The 23979-nt window shown below is 34.7% G+C and carries 23 protein-coding genes; 6 read left to right on the top strand and 17 right to left on the bottom strand.

Annotated features, from left to right (window positions below; translation table 11 throughout):
* Nucleotide 1 precedes the first annotated feature (1 nt).
* Genes Q0787_RS12255 through Q0787_RS12245 form a run of 3 tightly spaced genes read left to right on the top strand, consistent with a single transcriptional unit; the run spans nt 2 to nt 4612 of the window.
* The gene (locus Q0787_RS12255; RefSeq protein ID WP_298903014.1) at nt 2-1702 is read left to right on the top strand and encodes a peptide-N-glycosidase F-related protein; all 1701 of its coding nucleotides are present in this window, start codon (nt 2-4) and stop codon (nt 1700-1702) included.
* A 29-nt stretch (nt 1703-1731) separates the two neighbouring features.
* Complete coding sequence (locus Q0787_RS12250; RefSeq protein ID WP_298903013.1) at nt 1732-3717, top strand: M1 family metallopeptidase; 1986 nt, start codon at nt 1732-1734, stop codon at nt 3715-3717.
* A gap of 1 nt (nt 3718) precedes the next feature.
* Entirely contained in the window at nt 3719-4612 is an 894-nt protein-coding gene (locus tag Q0787_RS12245; RefSeq protein WP_298903012.1) for a patatin-like phospholipase family protein, read from the top strand.
* Between the two features lie 11 nt (nt 4613-4623).
* On the opposite strand, the gene Q0787_RS12240 is transcribed toward Q0787_RS12245, so the two are convergent.
* From Q0787_RS12240 to Q0787_RS12225, 4 genes are read right to left on the bottom strand one after another with little or no spacing between them, the layout of a single operon-like run.
* Nucleotides 4624-5142: a hypothetical protein gene (locus Q0787_RS12240; protein ID WP_298903011.1), complete on the bottom strand. Its 519-nt coding sequence runs from the start codon at nt 5140-5142 to the stop codon at nt 4624-4626.
* 53 nt (nt 5143-5195) lie between these two features.
* Nucleotides 5196-6749, bottom strand: a complete 1554-nt coding sequence (locus Q0787_RS12235; protein ID WP_298903010.1) for an FMN-binding glutamate synthase family protein — start codon at nt 6747-6749, stop codon at nt 5196-5198.
* A 31-nt stretch (nt 6750-6780) separates the two neighbouring features.
* The gene (locus tag Q0787_RS12230; RefSeq protein WP_298903009.1) at nt 6781-8283 is read right to left on the bottom strand and encodes a hypothetical protein; all 1503 of its coding nucleotides are present in this window, start codon (nt 8281-8283) and stop codon (nt 6781-6783) included.
* Nucleotides 8284-8303: 20 nt separating this feature from the next.
* Complete coding sequence (locus tag Q0787_RS12225) at nt 8304-9575, bottom strand: amidohydrolase (protein ID WP_298903008.1); 1272 nt, start codon at nt 9573-9575, stop codon at nt 8304-8306.
* A 143-nt stretch (nt 9576-9718) separates the two neighbouring features.
* On the opposite strand from Q0787_RS12225, the gene Q0787_RS12220 reads away from it, so the two are divergent.
* Complete coding sequence (locus Q0787_RS12220) at nt 9719-12034, top strand: ATP-dependent helicase (RefSeq protein WP_298903006.1); 2316 nt, start codon at nt 9719-9721, stop codon at nt 12032-12034.
* Here the strand turns inward: Q0787_RS12220 and Q0787_RS12215 are convergent, their stop codons facing one another.
* Genes Q0787_RS12215 through Q0787_RS12205 form a run of 3 tightly spaced genes read right to left on the bottom strand, consistent with a single transcriptional unit; the run spans nt 12035 to nt 14880 of the window.
* On the bottom strand, nt 12035-13006 hold the full coding sequence (locus Q0787_RS12215) for a glycogen-binding domain-containing protein (RefSeq protein WP_298903005.1): 972 nt from the start codon (nt 13004-13006) through the stop codon (nt 12035-12037). It lies immediately after the preceding gene.
* Nucleotides 13003-13962: an aspartyl protease family protein gene (locus Q0787_RS12210; protein WP_298903004.1), complete on the bottom strand. Its 960-nt coding sequence runs from the start codon at nt 13960-13962 to the stop codon at nt 13003-13005. The genes Q0787_RS12215 and Q0787_RS12210 overlap by 4 nt, the downstream gene beginning before the upstream one ends.
* Before the next feature lie 39 nt (nt 13963-14001).
* Nucleotides 14002-14880: an alpha/beta hydrolase gene (locus Q0787_RS12205; RefSeq protein ID WP_298903091.1), complete on the bottom strand. Its 879-nt coding sequence runs from the start codon at nt 14878-14880 to the stop codon at nt 14002-14004.
* Between the two features lie 32 nt (nt 14881-14912).
* Between Q0787_RS12205 and Q0787_RS12200 the strand changes: the two genes are divergently transcribed.
* Nucleotides 14913-15533 (top strand): L-threonylcarbamoyladenylate synthase, encoded by a 621-nt coding sequence (locus Q0787_RS12200; RefSeq protein WP_298903003.1) that lies wholly within the window; start codon nt 14913-14915, stop codon nt 15531-15533.
* A gap of 65 nt (nt 15534-15598) precedes the next feature.
* Here the strand turns inward: Q0787_RS12200 and Q0787_RS12195 are convergent, their stop codons facing one another.
* From Q0787_RS12195 to Q0787_RS12185, 3 genes are all read right to left on the bottom strand, one after another.
* Nucleotides 15599-16456 carry an OmpA family protein gene (locus tag Q0787_RS12195; protein ID WP_298903002.1) on the bottom strand — a complete coding sequence of 286 codons (858 nt, stop codon included), beginning with the start codon at nt 16454-16456 and terminating at the stop codon, nt 15599-15601.
* Nucleotides 16457-16558: 102 nt separating this feature from the next.
* On the bottom strand, nt 16559-17539 hold the full coding sequence (locus Q0787_RS12190) for a glycosyltransferase family 2 protein (RefSeq protein WP_298903001.1): 981 nt from the start codon (nt 17537-17539) through the stop codon (nt 16559-16561).
* Nucleotides 17536-17979 carry a type I restriction enzyme HsdR N-terminal domain-containing protein gene (locus Q0787_RS12185; protein ID WP_298903000.1) on the bottom strand — a complete coding sequence of 148 codons (444 nt, stop codon included), beginning with the start codon at nt 17977-17979 and terminating at the stop codon, nt 17536-17538. The genes Q0787_RS12190 and Q0787_RS12185 overlap by 4 nt, the downstream gene beginning before the upstream one ends.
* A 105-nt stretch (nt 17980-18084) precedes the next feature.
* Between Q0787_RS12185 and holA the strand changes: the two genes are divergently transcribed.
* Complete coding sequence (gene holA / locus Q0787_RS12180) at nt 18085-19089, top strand: DNA polymerase III subunit delta (RefSeq protein WP_298902999.1); 1005 nt, start codon at nt 18085-18087, stop codon at nt 19087-19089.
* On the opposite strand, the gene Q0787_RS12175 is transcribed toward holA, so the two are convergent.
* The 7 genes from Q0787_RS12175 to Q0787_RS12145 all read right to left on the bottom strand — a co-directional run bounded on the left by Q0787_RS12175 (nt 19082) and on the right by Q0787_RS12145 (nt 23889).
* Nucleotides 19082-19324 (bottom strand): hexameric tyrosine-coordinated heme protein, encoded by a 243-nt coding sequence (locus tag Q0787_RS12175; RefSeq protein WP_298902998.1) that lies wholly within the window; start codon nt 19322-19324, stop codon nt 19082-19084. The two genes, holA and Q0787_RS12175, sit on opposite strands and share 8 nt — an antisense overlap.
* Nucleotides 19325-19390: 66 nt before the next feature.
* On the bottom strand, nt 19391-20014 hold the full coding sequence (locus Q0787_RS12170) for a Crp/Fnr family transcriptional regulator (protein ID WP_298902997.1): 624 nt from the start codon (nt 20012-20014) through the stop codon (nt 19391-19393).
* Between the two features lie 46 nt (nt 20015-20060).
* On the bottom strand, nt 20061-20669 hold the full coding sequence (locus Q0787_RS12165; RefSeq protein WP_298902996.1) for a hypothetical protein: 609 nt from the start codon (nt 20667-20669) through the stop codon (nt 20061-20063).
* 88 nt (nt 20670-20757) lie between these two features.
* Nucleotides 20758-21219 carry a phage tail protein gene (locus Q0787_RS12160; protein ID WP_298902995.1) on the bottom strand — a complete coding sequence of 154 codons (462 nt, stop codon included), beginning with the start codon at nt 21217-21219 and terminating at the stop codon, nt 20758-20760.
* A gap of 139 nt (nt 21220-21358) precedes the next feature.
* Complete coding sequence (locus Q0787_RS12155; protein WP_298902994.1) at nt 21359-21880, bottom strand: VOC family protein; 522 nt, start codon at nt 21878-21880, stop codon at nt 21359-21361.
* A 1-nt stretch (nt 21881) separates the two neighbouring features.
* Nucleotides 21882-22361 carry a hypothetical protein gene (locus Q0787_RS12150; RefSeq protein ID WP_298902993.1) on the bottom strand — a complete coding sequence of 160 codons (480 nt, stop codon included), beginning with the start codon at nt 22359-22361 and terminating at the stop codon, nt 21882-21884.
* A gap of 94 nt (nt 22362-22455) precedes the next feature.
* On the bottom strand, nt 22456-23889 hold the full coding sequence (locus Q0787_RS12145) for a hypothetical protein (protein ID WP_298902992.1): 1434 nt from the start codon (nt 23887-23889) through the stop codon (nt 22456-22458).
* Nucleotides 23890-23979: the final 90 nt, after the last annotated feature.

The raw sequence follows: 23979 nt of genomic DNA, 5'->3' as shown, positions 1-23979 counted from the left end.
TATGAAAGCCGTTTATTTAAAAAAGAGCCTTGCCTTATTTGCAGTGCTAATTATTGTTTTAATTGTTGTTAATTGTAGTAGTGAAGATGGTTCTGATGGAGGAACAACATCGTCAAATATTGTGATTACAGGTTCTATTGGGGCTTTTGGAGAAGTGAATGTGTTGGCGCATTCTGCCTCACAGAGCATAGAAGTAAGCGGAGATAATTTAAGTGCTAATGTGGCGATTTCTTCTACGGCTAATTTTGAAATCTCTTTAGATGATTCTAGTTTTTCAAACCAGTTGACCATTAGTAAGGATGTAGCGAATGCAGGAAATCAAACACTTTTTGTGCGATTTTCGCCTTCTGCTAGTGCATTGGGCCCTGTTTCGGGAGAGTTGTCTTTGCAGAGTAATTCGGCGACAACAAGAACAATAAGTCTCACAGGTGTTGGTTTGAGTACTGCTCCAATAATTAATATTAATGTTTCTAGTTTCAATTTTCAGGACACACCTATAGCTCAGCAATCTGCCGCTTCAGCTCTTTTTGTTGATGGCAATAATCTTAGTGCTGCAATTAATTTGAGTGTTTCTGAAGGCTTTGAGATATCGCTTGATGGTACGAGTTTTTCCGATGTTCAGCAAATAGCATCAGGAACTGTAAATAACCAAACGACGGTGTTTGTGCGTTTTGCACCTACAGAGTTAGGAGACGCTATGGGAGTTTTGAGTTTGGAGAGTGAAGGTGCAGAAACGGCTGAAGTAGCGTTGTCTGGTACAGGGATTCCTATTGTTCATAATTATCTCACATTCGACAAAGAGCGTTTGGCTTTTGGTGGTGGATTTAATCAGTCGGCTACGCAAACCTTTAGTCTTCATGATGATGTGTCCAATATTGAGACGATAAAAATGTATGTGAAATTAACATGTCCAACTGGAGGTTGCGACGAATGGGACGTGTATGCTAATGTTAAAATAAAGGATGATGCATCTGGCGAGTTGTATGAGTTGGGACGTTACATCACGCCTTATTGGAATGATAATAGTCAGTTAGATAGAGGGTTTGAGTTTGATGTCACCGATTTTAAATCGCTGTTGTCTGGATCAGCAGAATTAAGAATTAGAACAGAGTGCTGGAACGCTAGAGGTTATGAGGTAACTGTCGATTTTGATTTCATCGAAGGGACGCCAGATTATCCATATTATGCGATTTCTAGAGTTATTGCTTATGATGATTGGTCTAGCTCTGGTGTGCCTTATGGCACTGTACATAGTATGGATTTGGATAAAACGATATCGATACCAGCAAATGCTGAAAGTACCCACTTAAGAACTGTTATTTCTGGTTGGGGGCAAGCGTCTCCGGCAATTGGAGGAAGAACTTGTGCCGAATGGTGTTTTAGAACTCATGATGTTAGGATTAACGGCGTGAATACGTTTCAGCATGATATGGGGCCTTTAGATTGCGCATCTAACCCTGTTAATAATCAAGAGCCAGGAAATTGGCAGCCAGATCGTGCTGGTTGGTGTCCAGGTATGGTGGTGCCTTATAGAATTGACGATTTTGCAACTAATATGGCTGGAAATACTTTTGGCTTTGAGTATACTTATGAAGGCGGTTGGACGAATGATGGTCAAAACGGAAACGCTTTTTATGCAACCTCTACTTTTGTTGTTGTTAAAAGTAATACGCCAATTACTAAACCTGTAGTGACCGATTAAACTGGTCTCGTTTTTGCTATATAATACGCATGAGAAAAATAATTCAATGTTTGTTTTTGGTTGCCTTCGGAAATATGTTTGCCCAGCAAACTGAGTATGTGGATTTTAAAACTGTCAAGGTTAATTTGTATAGTGTCAATCATGATTTAGATGAGTTTGGCGGTGAGGCAAATTATAGGTTCGAGATACTTAAGGATGTAGATTCAATTTATCTTGATGCTAGGAATTTTCAACAGCATGCCGTTGCATTGGATGGTAAAACGCGACTACATGAATATGACGGAGAACATATAATTGTCAAAAATAAATTTAAAGCCAATACGGTCTATGAGTTGCAAATTAATTGGGTTGCTCATAAACCTAAAAAAGCGATATATGCCTTGGGTGACCAAATTTGGACTCAAGGTCAAGGAAAATATACAAGTAATTGGTTGCCTAGTATTGATGATGTTAACGATAAAGTTGAATTTGATATCACAATAACATTTGAGAATGATTATGAAGTTTTGGCTAATGGAATGTTAGTAAAAAAAGAGGTTGGAGATGTTTCAACCAAATGGCAATACGATATGAAAAACCCAATGTCAAGTTATCTCGTGGCTTTGGTGATTGGTAAATATGATAAAAAAACAGAGACTTCAAAAAGTGGTATACCTCTAGAATACTATTATTATCCTGAAGATTCGCTTAAAGTTGAACCTACTTATCGCTATACGAAGCAAATGTTCGATTTTTTAGAGGAAGAAATAGGTGTAGCTTATCCTTGGCAAAATTACAAACAAGTTCCTGTAAAGGATTTCTTGTATTCTGGTATGGAAAACACAGGGCTTACTATTTTTTCAGATAGTTTTGTAGTAGATTCTACAGCGTTTAATGATAAAAATTACATTACTGTTAATGCACATGAATTAGCGCATCAATGGTTTGGTGATTATGTTACAGCAAAATCTGGAGAGCATCATTGGTTGCAGGAAGGATTTGCAACATACTATGCTTTGTTGGCAGAACGAGATGTTTTTGGGGACAAGCATTATTATTGGCAGTTATTTGAAAATGCTCAAGAGTTAATTGCACAAGAAACAGCAGGACAAAGTACATCACTGTTAGATCCGAAATCTAGCAGTACAACGTTTTATAAGAAAGGAGCTTGGGCTTTGCATGTGTTGCGAGAGCAAGTTGGTGATGAGGCCTTTAGGGTTGCTGTAAAAGCCTATTTGGAAAAGCATCAATTTGCTAATGTTGAGACTTCAGATTTTATTTCTGAAATAGAAAAAGCTAGTGGTTTAGATCTGTCAGAATTTGTTAAAGTATGGCTTGAAGATGAAACGCTTCCAGAAGATGCTATGGTTAAAAGCCTAAATCAGTCTCCATTTATGCAAGAATATTTTATGGTTGACTGTGAGGCTTATACATCAAAATGCAAAGCATATCTAACATCTTATATTTCGGATAAAGCGAAAGTAAAAGTGATTAGTCAAATTCCAGATAAAATAGAACTTAGTGCTTTTCAAAATGATTTAGAAGTGCGTCAGGCTATTGCTAGGCACGTCGATAAGATTCCTCTAGATTTTAAAGAAGCCTACGAATCACTTTTGGATGATAAGTCTTATATTACCGTTGAAAATGCAATGTATCATTTATGGGCTAGTTTTCCTGAGGATCGTGTAAAATACTTACAGAAAACCAAAGAGATTAAGGGGTTTAATGATCTTAATGTAAGATTGCTTTGGTTGGCGTTGCATTTAAATACGCTTGAGTACCAACCCGAAAACAAACAAGAGGTCTTAAATGAACTGATATCATATAGTTTACCTGGGCAACATTTTGAGTTGCGTTTAAACGCCTTTAATTATTTAAAACTACTTGGAGGTTTTGAAAGAAAATCTATAGAAAGTCTTTTAGAGGCTAGTAAACATCATAATTGGAGATTTTCAAAATATGCTAAAAACATGATTGCGGAGCTTGAGGCAAGTGAGCGTTATAAATCGTTAATTAATACAATAAAAACAAACTAATTTGAGAGCATTGGTTATATCTGGAGGAGGAAGCAAAGGAGCGTTTGCTGGAGGAGTTGCTCAATATCTAATGGAAGGCGAGGGTAGAGATTATGATATGTTTTTGGGAACATCTACAGGAAGTTTATTGGTGCCACATTTAGCGGTGAATGACATTGGGAAGTTGTATGATATTTTTACTAACGTTCAGCAGCATGATATTTTTAGTATTAGTCCGTTTGTCCAAAGGAAAAAAGGAGATCGAGAATTTGTTTCGATAGACTTTATAAACTCGCTATGGCAGTTTATACGAATGAAACGTACGTTTGGAGAGAGTAAGGCTTTAAAGCGAAATATAAAGCAAAACTTTACAAGGGCAGAGTTTGATAAAATTATAAGCACCAAGGAGGATGTCGTGGTTACGGTTTCTAATTTATCAATGAATAGAGTGGAGTATAAATCTATAAAGGAGTATACTTATGAAGAGTTTTGTAATTGGATTTGGATTTCCTGTAACTACATACCGTTTATGTCATTGGCTAAAGTTAATGGTTATGAGTATGCAGATGGTGGCTTGGGCTGTGTAGTTCCTATAAGGGAGGCTATTTTACGAGGGGCAACAGAGGTTGATGCTATTGTTTTAGAATCTGAAACTATGGAGCGAACGAAAGTGTTAGGGAAAAATCCATTTTCCTTAATGCTTAATTTATTTGGACATCTTTTGGATCAGGTTGAAAAAAATGATGTTGTTATAGGGAAGCTTGCTGCAAAAAATAAAAATGTAAAGCTCAATCTGTATTATACGCCGACGAGTTTAACTGAAAACTCTTTAATTTTTAGTAAACGTCTCATGGTGAAATGGTGGGCTCAAGGCTATGACTATGCTAAAGAAAAGCATAGTCAAGATAAGTCTTAAGGATTTGATCTTTACCAGAGATTAGATACTTCTTCTTTGATAAAAGATAAGGCAGCGTCGCTAGGAGCTCTTTTGTCAATCATATCAGTTAATAGCACTTCACGCAGCTTATCTGCCGAATTTACTTTGTCTGACAAGGCCACTTTTCTTATCATTTGAATTGTTGCGTTTTTGGCAGTGGAAGTAATGCTCCAACACTGATCAGTGACATAGACTTGTTGCGCTAAATTATGATCAAATTCCTGTTCAATATTTGCTATAAGTAAAGATTCATAATCTTCTTTTGATGAGGATGTTGGGTTGACTCTAACAAGAAGTTTTGCAGGTTTGGTCCTCTCTAAGAACAATGACAGACGTTCGTAGGCTTGAAGACGCATAGGTAATGCATCTTTTTGTAAATCTTTTTGAATTAAATAGTCTCGTCGTCTACTTTCATTTTCCACATGTTCTCTAAAAAATAAATAGGCAACTGCTCCTGTGATTAAAGACGGGATAATGAACATTAATAGATTGACTAGTTGTTGTTCCATAATTGATTTAATTTCGTTTTAATTGTAAACTTAATTGTTTTTAAATTATTGTTTTAACATTTTCCGCCTAAATACATACAATCTTTCAAATCTTGCATGGATGTATAAGGTACTTTAGTTTTATTATACATGTATGTACTGGACAATTCTTTTGATAAGTTATGATCATCTACATTGACTTCAACATCGTCCATTGTAAATTCGCAAGGATGTTCATATCCAGCGGCATGAGTAATCTCTATAAGCTCTTTTCTGAATGTCTTAAAATATTGGGCTAACCGCACCGATTTCAATGTAGGGTCGATTCCATTTTGTAACCATTTGCTTTGTGTCGCTATACCACTTGGACATTTATTTGTATGACAAATTTGCGCCTGAATACAACCAATGCTCATCATAGCTTCACGTGCAACGTTTATGCAATCGGCTCCCATAGCAAATGCCATAGCGGCCTTTGCAGGAAAACCTAACTTACCACTTCCAATAAAGACAATACGTTCTGAAAGTCCTTTTCTTTGAAATAATTTATATAAATCTCCAAACCCATAGACCCAAGGTAGTGAAACGTGATCGGCGAAACTTGGAGGGGCCGCACCTGTGCCTCCTTCGCCACCATCAACTGTTATAAAATCAGGTCCTTTGCCCGTTTTTAGCATAATATCTGCTAGTTCTTTCCATTGGTCTAATTTCCCTATAGCTGCTTTTATTCCAACTGGTAAACCTGTTTCTTCTGCAATAGCTTCAATAAAATCAACCAATTCGGGAACTGTAGAAAATGCTTTGTGATTTGGTGGAGATAATACTGTTTTACCTTCCTCAACGCCTCTAATTTCGGCTATCTCTCTTGTGATTTTAGATCCTGGTAATACACCTCCTTTGCCTGGTTTAGCGCCTTGTGATAATTTTACCTCTATGGCGCGTACGAAAGGATTGTCCTCAACCAGTTTTTTCATTTTTTCCATTGAGAATCCTCCATCATCTGCACGAACACCAAAATAACCTGTTCCAAAATGAAATACGACATCGCCACCATTACTATGGTAAGGGGATAATCCACCTTCGCCTGTATTGTGATAGGCATGAGCTATTTTCACTCCTTTGTTCAAAGACTCCACAGCCTTAGCAGATAGTGAACCAAAACTCATGGCAGAAACATTAATCACAGATGCAGGTCGATAGGGTCGTTTACGCTTGTTGAATGCTCCCATAACTTTTGCACACGGCAAAAACGATTTATCGATGGTGTTTGGATGCTCTGCTCCAATTTTAAAAGGAAACATGGCATTATTTACGAAAATATGTTGATGTGCATAGATATCTCTATCGGTTCCAAAACCTTCATAATTATTTTCATTCTTAGAAGATGCATAAACCCAGCCACGTTCTATACGATTAAAAGGTAATTCTTCTCTATTATTAGCCACAAAGTATTGACGAATTTCTGGACCAATACTTTCAAACCAGTATCGGATGTGTCCAATAACAGGAAAGTTATGTTGTATTGTATGCTTTTTTTGGAATACATCACGAATGGCTATGAATATAATTATAATTAGAATCCACATCCACCACGATATATTTGAAATAAAATTTAGAAAGGTATCCATTGTATTTAATTAAAGGGTAAAGATATTTATTTTAGTCTAAATAGGTGTCTAAAATATTGATGTCGATTATATTTTTACCAACATAACTTGTTGTATGTTCTGTGGTCTTTATATCCTGAAATATGAGTTTACCAAAATCCTTCATTTGTATAAGAGCATGGTCACTTTCATGCTGTGAATCCACAACATATATGTTGAAAAATCGCAAGCGATCTGCTTTACTAGAGTGTTTGTAAATTCCGTTAAAGGCTGAGAGCCCACCATAATCGCTTACATTTAGAAATTTTCCTCTGTAAAAAATAAGAGAATCTCTAGGTGCAACGAATGTTGTTATTTTACTTCGAGGCCTTAAAAGTGTGCAGTGATTATAATTGTTTTTTCTAAACACAATTAATGATTTGTCTCTATCTAAGTTTTCTATAGTGAGTTTGTGTTGGGACGGAGAGTTCACTTCAGGAAATGGTTTATAAAAAGGGAAAAATATAGAATGCGTAAGTTCACTATTGATGTCATATGGGTATTTGTAGGCTTTCAATATGAGCTGACCCTCAATATTTTTTAATACGCCGTTAGCGTCTCTTGTAATATGCGGCCCATATAGCGTATTAAACGAAGTATAAAAATTATTAACATCTTTTAGAGAGTATGGCTCAACGCGTTCTTTTTCATTAAAATGATTAAAGACCGTTGCACCAATTACAGCTACCAATAAAACGGCAATAGTTAGCAATACCTGTGTGCCCCATTCATTTGGCGTTTTTTTGTCAAGAATAACACGGGAAATATGATTATTTATGTGGGATTCTACAAAGTGATTAATGGCCTCATTATCAGGTTTAGCATTATGAATAGCAACCAAACTCTTGTGGTAATGACTTGCTATTTTAGTTCTTGAATGCACGTGCTTTAATTGCTTAACCAGAACTTCAAGGTATTCCTTGGTAATATCGAGCCCATTATTAGAGACGCTATATGCAATTAAAGCACCAAATCCACTGGATTGAGTATACTTTATGGGTTTTACGTGTTGCTTTGTTTTTAAGAGATGAATTGTTGTTGCTATCTTATGTCGGAGTATATTTTGACATTGAAATTTAATACCTTCTGAAAAGAGCCAATCATTTTTAATTTTATCTAAAACATAAAAAAATTGATTAGCGTTAATGGCATTTTTTAGTTTCGGAATTAAAATTGCATTGAGATAAGGATTTATAAATGTTCTAAAAGCGGCATTATCTATATTTACCGACGCTACAATATCTTGGTCTATTGTTAGTGTTTGAGACTCTAAAAGTTTGCCATTTGATAAAAACGACTTCAGCCTTGGATGTTTCTCAATGATATAAATAAATTTTCGCTTTTCGGAATCTCTGAGTGTCGCAATAATACTGTGGTTTTCGTCAGTTTTAAAATGAGCATCATCGAGCATCGTTTGGGACTTAACAATTTTTTCAAACTTGATAATTTTGGCTTCATCGATGTCCAGCAAATCTTCAGCTGAAATTTTCAGCTTGTCTACAATAGATTGGTACATAAATTAAAGAGGTATTGCCTTTATTGGTTTAAATAGTCTATGGCTAAATTAGTCATGGTTTTTACACCTAATAAAAGGCCTTTGTCATCTATTTTAAAATCTGGTGTATGGTGAGGGAATGCTTCTGTATTTCCAGGAGTCATGCCGCCTAAGAAGAAATAAAAACCAGGGATGATTTCTTGAAAATAGGAGAAATCTTCACCTCCAGTTGTCGCTTTTCTTAATACAACATTTTCGGTACCTGCAACATTTTGAAGTGTAGGTAACATTTGGTCTACAAGTTTAGGATCATTAAAAGTGATTGATGTATTATTTTGGAATGTGATTGTGGCTTCTCCGCCATAGGCCTTCGCTATAGTTTCTACCATTTCTTTCATTCGTTTTTCAATATGAGCTCTCATTTTCGGGTCTAATGTTCTAACTGTACCAATCATTTCGGCACTTTCTGGAATAATGTTAAAGCGAGTACCTGCCGTAATTTTTCCAACAGTTATAACGGCTGCTTCATTGGTAAGTTTAGATTCTCTACTAATGATTGTTTGCAGACCGTCAATAATTTTTGCAGATATAAGAATGGGGTCAACGCCAGACCAAGGTTGAGAACCATGGGTTTGTTTTCCTTTTACGGTAATAACAAAACGTTCAACTGATGCCATGATACCGCCAGCCTTATATTTTATAGTGCCTACTGGTGTTTCAGAATTAATGTGCAATCCAAAAATAGCGTCCACCTTTGGGTTGTCTAAAACGCCCTCTTTAATCATTAATTTTGCGCCACCTTCTTCACCAGGAGGAGGACCTTCTTCGGCTGGTTGAAATATAAACTTAACAGTTCCTTTAATTTTGTCTTTATGTTTTGATAAAATTTCAGCCACACCCATGAGTATCGAAATATGAGTATCATGACCACAAGCATGCATGACGCCAGTTTTTGTTCCTAAGAATTCGGTTTGTACTTCACTTTTATAAGGCAAATCATTGCGTTCTGTTACTGGTAGGGCATCGATATCTGCTCTTAAAGCGACTACTTTTCCTGGCTGGTCTCCTTTCAGGATACCAACTACACCTGTCTTTGCAACACCTGTTTGAACTTCAATTCCCAAGGATGTAAGATGTGCTGCAATTTTTTCTGCCGTTTTAAATTCTCTATTTGATAATTCTGGATTTTGATGAAAATGATGGCGCCATTCAATGACCTTAGATTCGATATCTATAAAATCTTTTTCTAATTGATCTTGAGAAAAAGCCACTAAGTTTCCGAAGAAAATACATAAAACAAATAAGGAACGCATATTGAAAAGGTTAAAGATTATGCTTAAAGATATTCAAAAAATAGTTAAGTAAATTTTTGATTCAAATTGTTTATAATTATTTACAAAAACGTTTACTAAAAACATACAGTTTGGTTAATTTCACGACTTAAAAGTTTTTAGAATTGGAGAAGTATTTAAGTCAGTTAAACGATGCACAATTAGCGCCTACTTTGCAAAAAGATGGACCAATGATTGTTATTGCTGGAGCAGGTTCTGGTAAAACTCGTGTGCTGACATATCGCATTGCGTATTTAATGCATCAAGGTGTAGATCCTTTTAATATTTTGTCATTAACATTTACCAATAAAGCGGCTCGTGAGATGAAAGGGAGAATTGCTGATATCGTTGGTGCAAGTGAAGCTAAAAACTTATGGATGGGTACGTTTCACTCTGTCTTTGCGAAAATATTGAGGTTCGAAGCGGATCGCTTGGGATTCCCAAGCAATTTTACCATCTATGACACACAAGATTCTGACCGACTTATATCTTCAATAATTAAAGAAATGGGGTTAGACAAAGATGTCTATAAATACAAGCAAGTTAGATCCCGAATTTCGTCTTATAAAAACAGTTTAATTACGGTTAAAGCATATTTTCAAAACCCAGAACTTATTGAAGCCGATACAGCAGCCAGACGACCACGATTAGGTGATATTTATAAGAATTATGTTGACCGATGTTTTAAGGCAGGCGCCATGGATTTTGATGATTTGTTACTTAAAACCAATGAGTTACTAACGCGTTTTCCAGATGTGTTAGCTAAATATCAAGATCGATTTAGATATATTTTGGTAGATGAGTATCAGGATACCAATCATTCGCAATATTTAATTGTGAGAGCTTTGTCTGACCGTTTTCAGAATATATGTGTTGTAGGTGATGATGCACAAAGTATTTATGCGTTTCGAGGAGCTAATATCAATAACATATTGAATTTTCAACGCGATTATGACGATGTAAAAGTATTTAGGTTAGAACAAAATTATCGTTCGACCAAGAATATTGTTAATGCCGCCAATTCGATTATAGATAAAAATAAAACCAAATTAGATAAAATTGTTTGGACGGCTAATGAAGAAGGGGCTAAAATAAAGGTTAATCGCTTAATGACTGATGGAGATGAAGGTCGTTTTGTAGCCAGTTCTATTTTTGAAAATAAAATGCAAAATCAGCTTAAGGATAGTGATTTTGCTGTATTGTATAGAACAAATGCACAGTCGCGTTCTATTGAAGACGCTTTAAGGAAACGTGATATTCCTTATCGAATTTATGGAGGGCTATCATTCTATCAGAGAAAAGAAATTAAGGATGTTCTATCATATTTGAGGTTAGTTATTAATCCGGCAGATGAAGAGGCTTTAAAGCGTGTTATTAATTTTCCTAAGCGAAGTATAGGGCAAACTACAATAGATAAGCTGGTGGTTGCGGCTAATGGTTACAATCGTTCTATATTCGAGGTAATGAAACACATTGATAAAACTGAAGTCAATGTCAATGCAGGAACAAGAACGAAACTTAAAGATTTCGTGACCATGATAGAGAGTTTTCAGGTGATGAATCAAACGGCAAATGCTTTTGAATTAGCAGAACATATTACTAAAACGACTGGTATTATAAAAGCATTTAATAAAGAAGGTACGCCTGAAGATATTGCTCGACTCGAAAATATTGAAGAACTATTAAATGGTATTAAAGATTTTGTTGAAGGACAGGTTGAGATAGCAGATGCTACAGGAAATATTGCAGAGTTTTTGGAAGATGTCGCATTGGCAACCGATTTAGATAATGATAAAGGTGATGACGATCGTGTGGCTTTAATGACAATACATTTAGCCAAAGGTCTTGAATTTCCATATGTGTATATCGTAGGAATGGAGGAAGATTTATTTCCAAGTGCTATGAGTATGAACACGCGAAGTGAACTAGAGGAGGAGCGACGTTTATTTTACGTGGCTTTAACTAGAGCCGAAAAACAAGCCTATTTAACCTATACGCTGTCACGTTATCGTTGGGGAAAATTGATTGATGCAGAACCTAGTCGTTTTATTGAAGAGATTGACGACCAATATTTAGATATTATAACACCAGTTCATGAGCCAAGACAAAACCCGATGTTAAGTGCTGATATTTTTGGAGATGTTGAGCCTAATCGTATTCGGTTTAAAAAACCTATAAAACGCAAATCTGACGTAAAACCTGCAAAGTTTGTTGCACCTAAAAACCTAAAGCGCGTCTCTAAAAGTTCGCCATCAGATAATACCAATCTCTTTGATGGTAAACTTACCGTTGGAAATATTGTAGAGCATGCGCGTTTTGGGAAAGGTAAAGTGCTTAAGATAGAAGGCAAAGGTGCAGATGTCAAAGCAGAAATCAACTTCGAAGTAGGAGGTATTAAAAAACTACTACTACGGTTTGCAAAGTTAGACGTATTAGGATAATTACTTGACCATAAAAACAGAATTGATGTTTCCTTTGCCATCATATTCTTTTACTGGATTTTCGGGATCTAGAATCCATTTTCCATCAATAATAAATTTATAGTAATGCTTACCAGCTGGTAAAGGTAGACGATATCTCCAATAGCCATTTTCGGTATGCTCCATTCTAACAGCACTTTCGTTCCAGTCATTAAACGATCCTGATAGAATAACACGTTCTGCATTAGGATGTCCTTTAAGTAGAAAGGTTACATATTTTCCAACGTTAATGAGAGAATTAAATTGACCAAACTCGTTCAATGCTTTTGAGGGATTTGAAGGGTCTTCCATCCAGTTGCCATCAACAATAAATTTATATTCATATTCGCCTGGTTTAATCTCCAACTTAAGCTCCCAACCGTCTTTAGTTTTATACATTTTAAATTCATGCTCATCCCATCTATTAAATGATCCAGCAACTATAACTTTACGGGCATCTTCATAACCTCGAAGTCTAAATCTAACATTCCCCTTTTCATCGGGAATTGCGGCTTTTGTAGACATTCTTAGATTATATACATTAAGGTGAGTTCCTTTTTTCTTTGCGAGCTCAACGTTAGCATCAAACTCAGAAGGTTCTGCCCAATATTTATTATTGACAACAAATTTAAATTCCCAAGTAAATTCATCTCTAAAATTATTGATATGCTTTCTCAATTCATAGGTTGTGTTATTAACCTTCTCCATTTTCCAACCATATTTCGACCAATTATTAAACTCTCCAGCAACAACAACATTATCTATTGTTAAATCTTCAAATTTAATCTTGATATCAGAATCATCTTCGGAAAATTTCTCATAATCAAATTTGTTGAATGTAAACACCACATAATTCCCGTCAAAGCGATAACCTTTATCTTCACCTTGAGCAAAAGACAGTGTTGATGCCATTGCAAGAAGGAATATAATGATATGTTGTTTTAGGGTTTTCATTGCTTATTTATAGGGAATTTTATAAAGTAAAGTTTCTCTTTTTTATAGTTTATAATTGTACGCTGTTGTCTAAAAAACTCATAGCCGAGAACACCATCTAAGGAGGTGCCGAAAGCCTCATTCATTTGATTGAGATTGGTTAACATGGTTTCCATTGGAGCAAAGAATATGTTATCAGACAGTTTTACACGATACAACTTTCCTGCCAGAACTTCAATTTTTCGTCCACTCGCTCCAACCAACATTAATCGTTTTGAAGGATAGAAATATTTTAAGACCTTTTTGCTCGTTCTTTTATTAAGCTGATTGTACTCTGCGCCTGTGTCTAAACCAAATTTTAATTTTTGATCATTTACATAGGCCTCTATGACAATAGTATGCTTTTTTAGTTTGAAATCAATGGTATCAACAATTTTTTCTAGATACGCTCTTTGATCTAGCTTTTGTCCTTTAGAATCTACTCGAGAAAGGGTAATTTGATTAAGATACATATCAACAAAAACTTCATAGTCTTTTAAAATATCAAAACCTATAATACCTAAAAGATGAATTTTTTTGCTGCGTTCAATATGCGATAAATCTATAACATCCGAGTTCGTATCCTCAACAATTAAATCTTTAATGATAAATTCTCTTAAGCGTTTTTCTAATGGGTTGTCTATAACATCAATAACGCCAGATGTTTCTTTCTTTTTATTGTAAAATGGCTGTCTTGTTTTAAAGTGAACTTTATTAAGAATTAATGTTTCAGATCCAGTATCTATTATGAAATTCCCTTTACGATCTAAAAGCTCGGCTTCAATTACTATGAGATTATCTATAAGTTTAAACGGTATCCTAGTTGTATGCTCGCTTAAAATTTCGGCCCTAGGAAATGTAATTACCCGAGGTTTATCCTCTGCAAATAACCGAAAAGAGGTAGTTAATATTACTATGAGAATTAGACCGTTTCGCATATCGTATAGACGCTTATTTTTTCTTATTGTTACAGCTCATTATTCTAAATGAGTTTGAGTAAACGCTTTAAGTTTGGTCCATGTGTCCAATAGCTCTAAGCCAATCCAACCATGACCAGCATTAGGATATAGAGTAAACTGATGGGTAACACCTAAACTGGCTAGTTTGGCTTCCATGTCTACACCTTGACTTGTAGGAATAAGAGGGTCTTGACCACCATAAAACAAAATGGTTGGAGGTGCGTCTGCAGTAACTTGATGATACGGACTTACCTCTTCAAGAAATGTGTTGGTGGTATCAATACCAAATGTATCAATTAACTCCTGCAATACCGGATTTTGATTGTTGAGATAAGCTGGATCTGTGAAATTTGTTGGCCCAACAATGCTCGCTACCATTTTGACATCACTATTAGTATCAAAGGCATAACTCCAAAGCATCGATAAGTGTGCACCTGCACTTGTACCTAAGAAACCAATATCATCTGAAATAACGTAATCATTTTGATTGGTTTTTAGCATATTCACTATGGTTGTAATATCCTCAATTTGCATTGGATATGGTGCATTGTTTTCATCTGCCAATCGATAATTAATGTTCACAATAGCAATGTTTGGTAAATCTTGAAGCATTAAATCCTTTAGCGGATTCATATCTTCTTTATCGCCAGAGGTCCACCCACCGCCATGAACTAAAATCATCACCTTAGTGTTTAAGGTTCTATTTGCAGGTAAATACAAATCAAAAACTTGATCGCTATCGCTTCCGTAAGAAACATTTAATTCTTGACGGAAAGTTAATGGCGTTTCATCTGCTGGACTCTCAGAATTGCTGTCATCTGAGCATGAGATGAGACTAATGGATACAAAAATGAGTAGTAAAGCGTATTTAATAGTCTTCATAATGAAATATTTAATTACTTTGTAAACGCATTTGTAAGATACATATTATGGCTGAATTACTAAGAATTTATGAGGATAATCCCAACCCTAAGGAGGTTATGAAGGTTATTGATGTTCTTAAACGTGGCGGATTAATTATTTACCCAACCGATACGGTTTATGGTCTAGGTTGCGATATTACAAATATAAAGGCTTTAGAAAAAATAGCTCGAATTAAAGGAGTTAAACTTGAAAAATCTAATTTTTCTTTTATTTGTGAGGATTTGAGTAACCTCAGTGATTATGTTAAACAAATAGATACGACCACATTTAAAATTTTAAAGCGAGCTCTTCCTGGTCCTTATACATTTATTCTGCCTGGATCTAAGAGTTTACCAAACCCTTTTAAGAAGAGGAAAACTGTTGGTATTCGTGTGCCAGACAATGCTATCGCGTTGGAAATTGTAAAACAACTAGGTAATCCAATTGTATCTACTTCTATTAGAGATGAGGATTATGTGATTGAGTATACAACAGATCCTGAATTAATTCTTGAGAAGTGGGATAATCTTGTTGATATCGTTATTGATGGAGGTTATGGTGGTAATGAAGCCTCTACAGTAATCGACTTGTCTGAAGACCAACCAGTAGTACTAAGAGAAGGGAAAGGAGATTTAGAAATCTTTTAGACGTATGACAATAAAAAAGCCCAATCATTAAAGATTGAGCTTTTTTAAAAATATGTTTTACTTGACTACTCTTCAGCAGATAAGTTTTTCATTTCTTCTTCAATCATTTCATAAAACTGATCGATTTTCGGCAATACAACAACACGTGTACGTCTGTTTTTTGCTCTGTTTTCAGAAGTGTCATTGTCTGCTAAAGGCACATAACTACTACGTCCAGCGGCAATTAACTGACTAGGATTAACGCCTAATTCTTGTAATACACGAATAATAGATGTAGAACGTTTAACACTTAAATCCCAGTTGTCTACAAGAACACCTTTACTATAAGTACGGCTATCTGTGTGCCCTTCAATCATGGCTTCAAAATCAGGTTTACTTTGAATTACTTTAGCTACTTTGGCCAGTACATCTTTTGCTTTACTTGTTACATTGTAACTTCCACTTTTGAATAATAGTTTATCAGCAATAGAAATAAATACAACACCTTTTTCAACGTTAACTTCAATATCTGGATCGTTAATACCAACAGCTTTTTTCAAACTAGTAACGATAGCTAATGTTACACTATCTTTTTTAGTTAATGCATCTTGTAAACGTGATATTTTTAAATCCTTTTCTTTTAGACTTTCTAACGACTTTTCTAAGTTTTCCGCACCTTTCTGAGTTAATGTCGTCAAGTTTCCTTTAGTATCAATTAAATCTTGATTAGCCTTTCTTAAATCGGCTAATTGCTCTTTCATCGCTTCAACACGTGCCATAGAAGCTGCCTTGTCTGACAAACAACTATTTAATTTAACAGTAGCCGTGTTTAATAAATCTTGAGTCTCTTTTTGTTTTGCCTCGAGCGCCATAAATTCTTTCTTGGACACACACGACGTTAAAATTAACATCCCAGCAACACTTAATAGCATTATTTTTTTCATAATAAAGTTTAATAATTAGTTGTTATTCAACGTACCAAAATTATAGAAAAGAATACACGCATTGACAGTATTTAACTATATTTTTAACAGTTTTATGAACAATTAGTAACGATAACGTTGTCGTGCAAAGTATGACCACACGATAGAGGTCGTTTCATAATACTTTTTTTTCTTTGGAAGTTGTTTGCGCTCTTTTAAAAGCCTAGGTAAATGCTTGTAAAAACTAAAATGTGCTTTTATTATAGCTAAGGTATGACTCAATTTGAATTGAAATATAAATTTTAAACCAGCAATACCATCTAGAGTTAGTCTACTAAGTAGTATTCCAGGAAGAAATCCTTGCGCATTTTTTGTTAGTGTAAATAGGCTATTTCTAAAATTGAGATAGGTTTTTCTTGGATTTGCTGCATTTAAGGTAGCGCCTCCAACATGAAAAACTGTCGAATCGCCAACATATATGGTTTGATATCCAGCATTAAAGGCTCTCCAACATAAGTCAATTTCTTCAAAATGGGCAAAGTAGCTTTCGTCAAATCCGTGGAGCGTTTCAAAGGTTGATTTTCTTATAAATAAGCATGCTCCAGATGCCCAAAAAATAGGTGTTCTATCATTATATTGACCTTGATCCTCTTCAATGCTATCAAAAATACGTCCTCTACAATAAGCGTAACCATACTTATCAATAAAACCTCCAGCTGCGCCTGCGTATTCAAAATATGTTTTCCTTTTGAAGTCTAAAATTTTAGGTTGAATAATGGCAGTTTTTGGGTTACTTTCAAATTCAGAAATAATTGGAGCGAGCCAATTAGCCGTAACTTCAATGTCACTGTTAAGCAAACAAAATAGTGATTCGTTCACATGTTGTAAAGCGTCGTTATAGCCCTTAGCGTAACCCCCATTTGTTGCATTTTTGATAAGTTTTACCTGTTTAAAATGTTGGGACACGTAGGCAATAGAATTATCTGTAGATGCATTGTCTACTACGTATATCACGGCGTTTTCAGAATACTTAATCACTGAAGGCAAAAACTGCTCGAGCAGTTGCTTTCCGTTCCAATTTAGTATGACAACAGCTATTTTCATTTGTATTCAGGGATATCTTTCAAGAAATCATAACGTTCACCCTCAATATCCATCACACAATAATAATGATTAATTCCATTAGTAACCATCAAATAACTTGCATTTAAAACTAAATTATAACGGGCTATTTGGTCAAAGGTGGTTTGGTCGATCTTAATTTTATGTGATTTACATTCTACAATGAGGTGAATGCTGCCATCTGGATTAAAAATAACGATATCGTAGCGTTTTGTTAATCCGTTAACTTTGAGCTCTTTTTCAACATTGATAAGGGATTTTGGGTATTTTTTATACTGAATTAAGTACTGAACACAGTGTTGACGCACCCATTCTTCGGGTTGTAAAATGATAAATTTTTTACGAATCTCATCGAAAATAGAAACTTTATTTTCGTTATTTTTGAAACGGAATGAAAACTTCGGAAAATTGAGTTCTTGCATCAAGACGTAAAGAGATTTTTCTCAAAGTTACTCTACTAAAATTGAAAACCAAAGCCCAATTAGTTTTTTTGGAATTTGTAATTAAAATTTGAAATTTTTCAAGATTTGGATGACGTAAAGCAAATAGTTGCTGATATTAAAAACGGAAACATTAAGCCCATTTATTTTTTAATGGGAGAGGAACCTTATTACATTGATGCTATTTCAGATTTTATTGAAAAAAATGTACTTGCCGAAGAAGAGAAAGGTTTTAACCAAATGGTATTGTATGGTCGTGATGTTTCTGTAGATGATATCATTAGTAATGCCAAACGTTATCCAATGATGGCAGAACGTCAAGTGGTTATTGTTAAAGAAGCTCAAGATTTATCAAGAACTATAGAAAAACTGTCCAATTATGCTGAAAATCCACAACCTTCGACGGTTTTGGTGATGAATTACAAGTATAAAAAGATAGATAAACGTAAGGCTTTATATAAAACCATTAAAAAATCGGGTGTTGTTTTTGAAAGCAAAAAACTCTATGAAAATCAGGTAGCAGATTGGATTCGTCGTGTGTTGTCTGGACAAAAATATACTATTTCCCCTAAGGCATCTCAAATGCTTGTTGAGTTTTTAGGCACTGATCTCAGTAAAATTAACAACGAGTTAGAAAAGCTAAAGATTGTACTACCAGAAGGCACTCAAATTTCTGCCGAACATATTGAGGAGAACATTGGTATAAGTAAGGATTATAATAATTTCGAATTACGCAAAGCTATAGGCGAACGTGATAGTGTAAAAGCCTTTAAGATTATCAATTATTTTGCTGATAACCCGAAGGATAACCCAATGGTAGTTACAGTGTCCTTGTTGTTTAATTTCTTTTCTCAACTTTTACATTTTCATGGGTTACATGATAAGAACCCAAGAAATGTAGCTTCAGCCTTAAAAATCAATCCTTATTTTGTAAATGAATACGTCTCTGCGGCGCGCCATTACCCAATGCGAAAAGTAAGTAAAGTAGTGTCTACCTTAAGAGAGTTCGACGTTAGAGGAAAAGGTGTAAATTCTAATGCTGTACCTCAAGGGGATCTACTTAAAGAACTGTTGGTTAGAATATTTAATTAGCCCAATAATTATTTGCTTTAGCTATAGTAGCAAATTCCATAGCCACTGTTTGTCCAATGGCAATTAGCATAGCTGCATCGTTAGCGTATACAGGACGTAACTGTTCTCTTATTTTGGCATCTGGTTGTGTAATTTTAATACTAAGTCTAGCCATCTTTATGGCCAACGCTCTACCTTCTTCAGGCGTATTGGTGATGAGCGAATTTCCAGGTATTAATTGTGTTTGATTTGACATAATGTTCTTTTATTTAGGTTCCAAAATTAACGAGTTGCCTAATTAAAAACTGTAACATTAGTCACTTTACAGGACTTTTATTTTTCTACCTATTTGAACAACACTATTAGCTGTTCTTAGTTTTTTTAATACTCTAGAAATAACTTCTCTCGAGGTCCCTAAGTCGTTGGCTATGGTTTTATGTGAGATACTTAAAATATTCGATTTTTCCATTTTACACTTTTGTCTGAGGTAATCTAACAAACGTTGGTCTAAATTATAACAAGTAATCTGTTTTGTAGTTTGTAGCAAGTCGTTATAATGTCTTTGATAATCAGATAGTATTAAATTTCCAAAAGATGGATAGGTGTTTAGCCACTGTTTTACCTTAGCTATCGGCAACATTAGTAACTCACTATTGGTTTCGGCTATCGCCGAAAATTCGGCAGGCTGATTATTAAATGTGTGAGCAAAACTATAGATGCACGATTCGCCAGATGAGATATAATATAGTAAAAACTCAAATGCATCTTCATGGCTATATACTTTCACATTTCCTTTAAGTACTATAGGCAAAAATTTAATGTATTTGCCTTGCTCCACAATATGTTCGTTAACATCGAAATATGCTACAGTTGAGTGTTTTTCAATATCTTCGAGTAGCTCTTTTTCAAGAACGGGAAAGCACTCGGCTAAAAAGGAAGTTTTCATAATCTATATAAACACAGTTAAGTTCTAAGTTGAGGCGCATACTTGATTACAATTTAATCTTAACTGTTTTGTCTATTATTTTCATCATTTCTTTAGATTCTGTAGATGCAGTGCCATCGTCATTTTTGGTGTCTTGAAATGATATGAAATGTGTTTTTCCATCATTGGTGTTTAATTCGTAGATGTCATAACTTAGAAGCGTACCAATTAAGCTAATATCTATACGCTTACCTTTAAGCCTAAGTTTGCCCAGCTGCGTATTTTTATCAGATACTTTACAATTATCTTCACCAAAACGCTGTACCATGGCTTCAATAAAAAGATTAAGAGCGATATTTTCTTCATATTCAAAATACATGAATATAAAATCATTACCATCTAATGTCCAGTTTCTATAGCCTAAATCTTTTTCAAATTCATAGGCATAATGTTTTGGGTAATCAAAGGTTAGAGCACCAAAATCAAATGATAGATAGTCCGATGTCTTTGCAGTAATCGTTTTTCCGTCAACCTTGATGGATCCACCATCTTCCACTTGATATTTTTCTCCATTGACTTCAATATCAATTTTGATTGAAGGCGCCTTACTGTCTTGAGCAGTGATACATAGGCTAAAAGCCAATATGCATAAGATGGTTAGTGTGTTTTTGTACATAAGATTTTAAGTTTTAGAGTGTATTATTATGACTTAAGCAATATACTAAATATGCGAGAATTTTGAATGAAGAAAGAAAAGGATTGTACTATGGCTTTTGGTGACACTCATTCACACTCATACCTTTATGTTCAAATATCAATTCTTCGATAGTTATTAAACCGGTATCTTCTTTAAATTTTAAGCCTTTAACTTTTTTAGGAAACGTTTTTGGAATTGTCCATTCTAGGCAAGATTTAAGTTCTGGATCATCAACCTGAATTTTGAGTGTAGCCTTATTTTCCTCTTTTAGGATTTTGTCAATTATCTCCTTTTCAGTTTCAGAAAACGTGTATTTAAAAGTGCCTCCTTTTATGTAAATATAGAGGTAAGGTGTTAAGCCAAGAAGCCTTTTTTTATGAAACTCATTGTCTGCGCCATTTCTATATTCTAAATGACTATCTTCAAATTTTAAGCCTGATACTTCTTCGCCATAAAAATCTAAATCAGAAAAATCAATTCTAATTCTTGGTAAGGTAATAGGACTTCTGGAGGGTTGTGACGGATTCATATGTTCTTTAAAAAAGTTTAACGTCTTATATTATAATTGTTTAGAGTTAGTTTTGCAAGAGAAATAAGTTTTTTAATTATCTCAATGCTAAGTTTGAGAGAAACGTTTGTATTCAAAAGATGACTTAGCAACTCGACATTTATTTTTCAAAAAACTGAATGCGATTTCCGTCTGGGTCTTTAACAATGACCATTCTTTTTCCAGATGTTTTATTGGTTACAACCGTACCATGAAACGCTACTTTTTTTAATTTTAAGTGCTTTATCCAAGCATCGAAATTGTTCATAGAAAAACCAATTTTAAAAAAACCTTCAATACGTGTTTTCGAAGTATAGTTGGGAATAGCATCTTCAACAGCTTGAGCTTTGTCGAGTTCAATGAGTTCAATTAAAATATTTCCGAGCTTTAAGTTGGCTTGTTTAAAACCTGCGTCTGGAGATTCCTGCGTATTTAATATTTCTAGCCCGATAACGTCTGTATACCAAGCTAGTGATACGTCCATGTCATTTACGATTAAGGCAGAAAAGTAGGCTTCAAGAACAGGTGTTTTATCATCTTGAGCAAGACTTAATGCTGGGAGAATACTAATAGCTAAGGTTATAATCAATAGCTTTATAGGTTTGATTCCTAATGCATTTTTGAAGTGTTTTGAATTTATCATTTTATAATGTTTCAATGTCATCAACCATAACGCTATAGTCATACTGAAGGTCTTCATGGAGGTTAAGTATTTTTTTCTTGATCGCAACCATATTGCGTTCATAAATATTACAAAGCGTTGTGTTTCGTTTTATGGAAGGACGCATCGTTTTTAATTTTTTGCAAACGTAAAGCAGGAGTTCTACTTCGGTTTCTTTATTAAGTGAATATCTAATGTATTTTTTTGTATTTCGTAAAATTTTACGAACACTTTTCTTGATATAAAAGTAGCTGTTGGTGTTTATGAGTTCAAACTGTTCGTCTATTTCAGCTTTAACGGTTTCAATATAACCTTCTTCACTATCAGATTCAAAGAGTAAATAGGTGAGGAGTTCTTTGTTTTCTTTTTTGAAACGTGATAAACGAAGACACAATTCTGCTAATTCCTCGTTGGATTTATATTTAAGTTCTTTTCTTATGGTGACAACGGAAACAGCTTTCATGAATTAATATTTGTCGCATTTGTTTGATAGGTCAAGATACTAAAAAAAGGCTACCATTTTGGTAGCCTTTTTTTAGTTTATCTAATACATACAACTATTTACAAGTTGCATATTCATTAATAATTGTTTTAAGGTTTTCGAGATTACTCAAGTCAAACTCGTTGTTATTTAAATCTTCTGAAAGTGATTTACAATTGGATATAAATTTAGCCAAAGCTGCAGAGATTTTCTCGTTTTTACGTTCATCAATCATAAAACCGACCTTTTTGTCGGTAAATTTTAAAACATAAGTATTTGGTTCTCCAGGTTTTGACAGTACCATGTGGCCATTAGAATCGTAGATGATTTCATAGAAATATGAGTTGTCAAAACCTAAACTACCTGCATTAGATAATTTCTTAAGGGCATTTCCTTTGGTTTTCATTCCCATAAAGCACTTCTCTACACCATCATCGCTAGCACAAAATTTAATATTATTTCTGGCAGCAAATTTTTTAGTACGTGGTCTACCTTTATCATTTTTGTATTTAACGCTTACAAATTTTCCAAATTTATCTATGGAATTCATGTCGTATAGGTCACTTTCTTGCTGAGTAGGATCTAGTTGAAGTTTTTCAAAAATCATATAAACCGTTCCAGTATATTTTTTCCCATCATCATCAATTACTGTTCCTGGAACACCATATAGGTTAACGCTATTTTCTTTAGCAACTTTTACTTTTTCTTTATGTAAACGTGCTTTATAGGCTTTAGCCTCACGACCAAGTTTATAGTCTCTTCCCAAGAGTTCCTCAACAAATATTTGTCCGAATGATCTCGAAAAACGTCCAGTCATCATAGTTCTTGAGCCATAATCAAACTCAAACTCTTCATCCGTAAATGTTTTAGCTTTTACGGTTGTACACGTTGAACACCCTTTTGCTGTTCCAACGGTTATGCCATCTAAGTCAATTACGCTGTAAGTATTGTTTCCATAAGACACACGTCCCATGATTTTCGAACCTGTTGAACCTCCAAAAACAATGGTTCCATCGTCTTTTACAAAAGCGTTATATCGTCCAATTTTGGCTTTGCGTTCGGCTTGATCTGCCTTTGCTGAGACCACATTTTTCATGTATTTATCGCTAAGAACTTCACGCTCCTGTGCAAAAAAATCGTCTACTTGTGCCATGTCAATTCCGTTTGAAGTAATCAAGCCGTATTTGGCACTAAGGAGCTTAATAATGAGTTTGGTAGAGCTAAAAGAAGTCATTAAAACCTCATAAGGAATTTCGGTTTTTTGCCCACTGGCAGAAGTTAATTCTAGCCATTGAAATCCTTCTGTATTAGAGGCAGATAATCCTTTAAAAACAACATCAAAGGCCTTCTCTCCAGAAAGTGTTGAAAATAAATAATTGTCGCGTAGTTCTGTATTTACTTTAGCGACTTCTTTGCCATCAAAAGTGACAACCCCTTTTTTGACTTTAATTTTTTGAGCATAAGTTACCATAGGGATGACCATTAAGGCCATTAGGATAATTTTTTTCATAATAGAATTCATTGATTTAAGTAGTGTCTTCTGAAGTGTTCAGAAGATACAGCAGACGAAAATACAATAATTACGCCACAATGATATAGT

It is taken from the genome of uncultured Psychroserpens sp. (genome assembly GCF_947492715.1).
GTDB lineage: Bacteria > Bacteroidota > Bacteroidia > Flavobacteriales > Flavobacteriaceae > Psychroserpens.
Note: the sequence above shows the minus strand (reverse complement) of the source record. Positions and strands in the feature narration are given on the sequence as shown.

Excerpts from the sequence above, each read along its gene's own strand:
- Q0787_RS12200 (WP_298903003.1), top strand. The coding sequence starts at position 14,913 with ATGGCTGAATTACTAAGAATTTATGAGGATAATCCCAACCCTAAGGAG.
- Q0787_RS12240 (WP_298903011.1), bottom strand. The coding sequence starts at position 5,142 with ATGGAACAACAACTAGTCAATCTATTAATGTTCATTATCCCGTCTTTA.
- Q0787_RS12155 (WP_298902994.1), bottom strand. The coding sequence starts at position 21,880 with ATGATAAATTCAAAACACTTCAAAAATGCATTAGGAATCAAACCTATA.
- Q0787_RS12195 (WP_298903002.1), bottom strand. The coding sequence starts at position 16,456 with ATGAAAAAAATAATGCTATTAAGTGTTGCTGGGATGTTAATTTTAACG.
- Q0787_RS12145 (WP_298902992.1), bottom strand. The coding sequence starts at position 23,889 with ATGAAAAAAATTATCCTAATGGCCTTAATGGTCATCCCTATGGTAACT.
- Q0787_RS12230 (WP_298903009.1), bottom strand. The coding sequence starts at position 8,283 with ATGTACCAATCTATTGTAGACAAGCTGAAAATTTCAGCTGAAGATTTG.
- Q0787_RS12170 (WP_298902997.1), bottom strand. The coding sequence starts at position 20,014 with ATGAAAACTTCCTTTTTAGCCGAGTGCTTTCCCGTTCTTGAAAAAGAG.
- Q0787_RS12210 (WP_298903004.1), bottom strand. The coding sequence starts at position 13,962 with ATGCGAAACGGTCTAATTCTCATAGTAATATTAACTACCTCTTTTCGG.
- Q0787_RS12225 (WP_298903008.1), bottom strand. The coding sequence starts at position 9,575 with ATGCGTTCCTTATTTGTTTTATGTATTTTCTTCGGAAACTTAGTGGCT.
- Q0787_RS12185 (WP_298903000.1), bottom strand. The coding sequence starts at position 17,979 with ATGCAAGAACTCAATTTTCCGAAGTTTTCATTCCGTTTCAAAAATAAC.
- Q0787_RS12255 (WP_298903014.1), top strand. The coding sequence starts at position 2 with ATGAAAGCCGTTTATTTAAAAAAGAGCCTTGCCTTATTTGCAGTGCTA.
- Q0787_RS12165 (WP_298902996.1), bottom strand. The coding sequence starts at position 20,669 with ATGTACAAAAACACACTAACCATCTTATGCATATTGGCTTTTAGCCTA.
- Q0787_RS12175 (WP_298902998.1), bottom strand. The coding sequence starts at position 19,324 with ATGTCAAATCAAACACAATTAATACCTGGAAATTCGCTCATCACCAAT.
- Q0787_RS12215 (WP_298903005.1), bottom strand. The coding sequence starts at position 13,006 with ATGAAAACCCTAAAACAACATATCATTATATTCCTTCTTGCAATGGCA.
- Q0787_RS12150 (WP_298902993.1), bottom strand. The coding sequence starts at position 22,361 with ATGAAAGCTGTTTCCGTTGTCACCATAAGAAAAGAACTTAAATATAAA.
- Q0787_RS12235 (WP_298903010.1), bottom strand. The coding sequence starts at position 6,749 with ATGGATACCTTTCTAAATTTTATTTCAAATATATCGTGGTGGATGTGG.
- Q0787_RS12250 (WP_298903013.1), top strand. The coding sequence starts at position 1,732 with ATGAGAAAAATAATTCAATGTTTGTTTTTGGTTGCCTTCGGAAATATG.
- Q0787_RS12160 (WP_298902995.1), bottom strand. The coding sequence starts at position 21,219 with ATGAATCCGTCACAACCCTCCAGAAGTCCTATTACCTTACCAAGAATT.
- Q0787_RS12190 (WP_298903001.1), bottom strand. The coding sequence starts at position 17,539 with ATGAAAATAGCTGTTGTCATACTAAATTGGAACGGAAAGCAACTGCTC.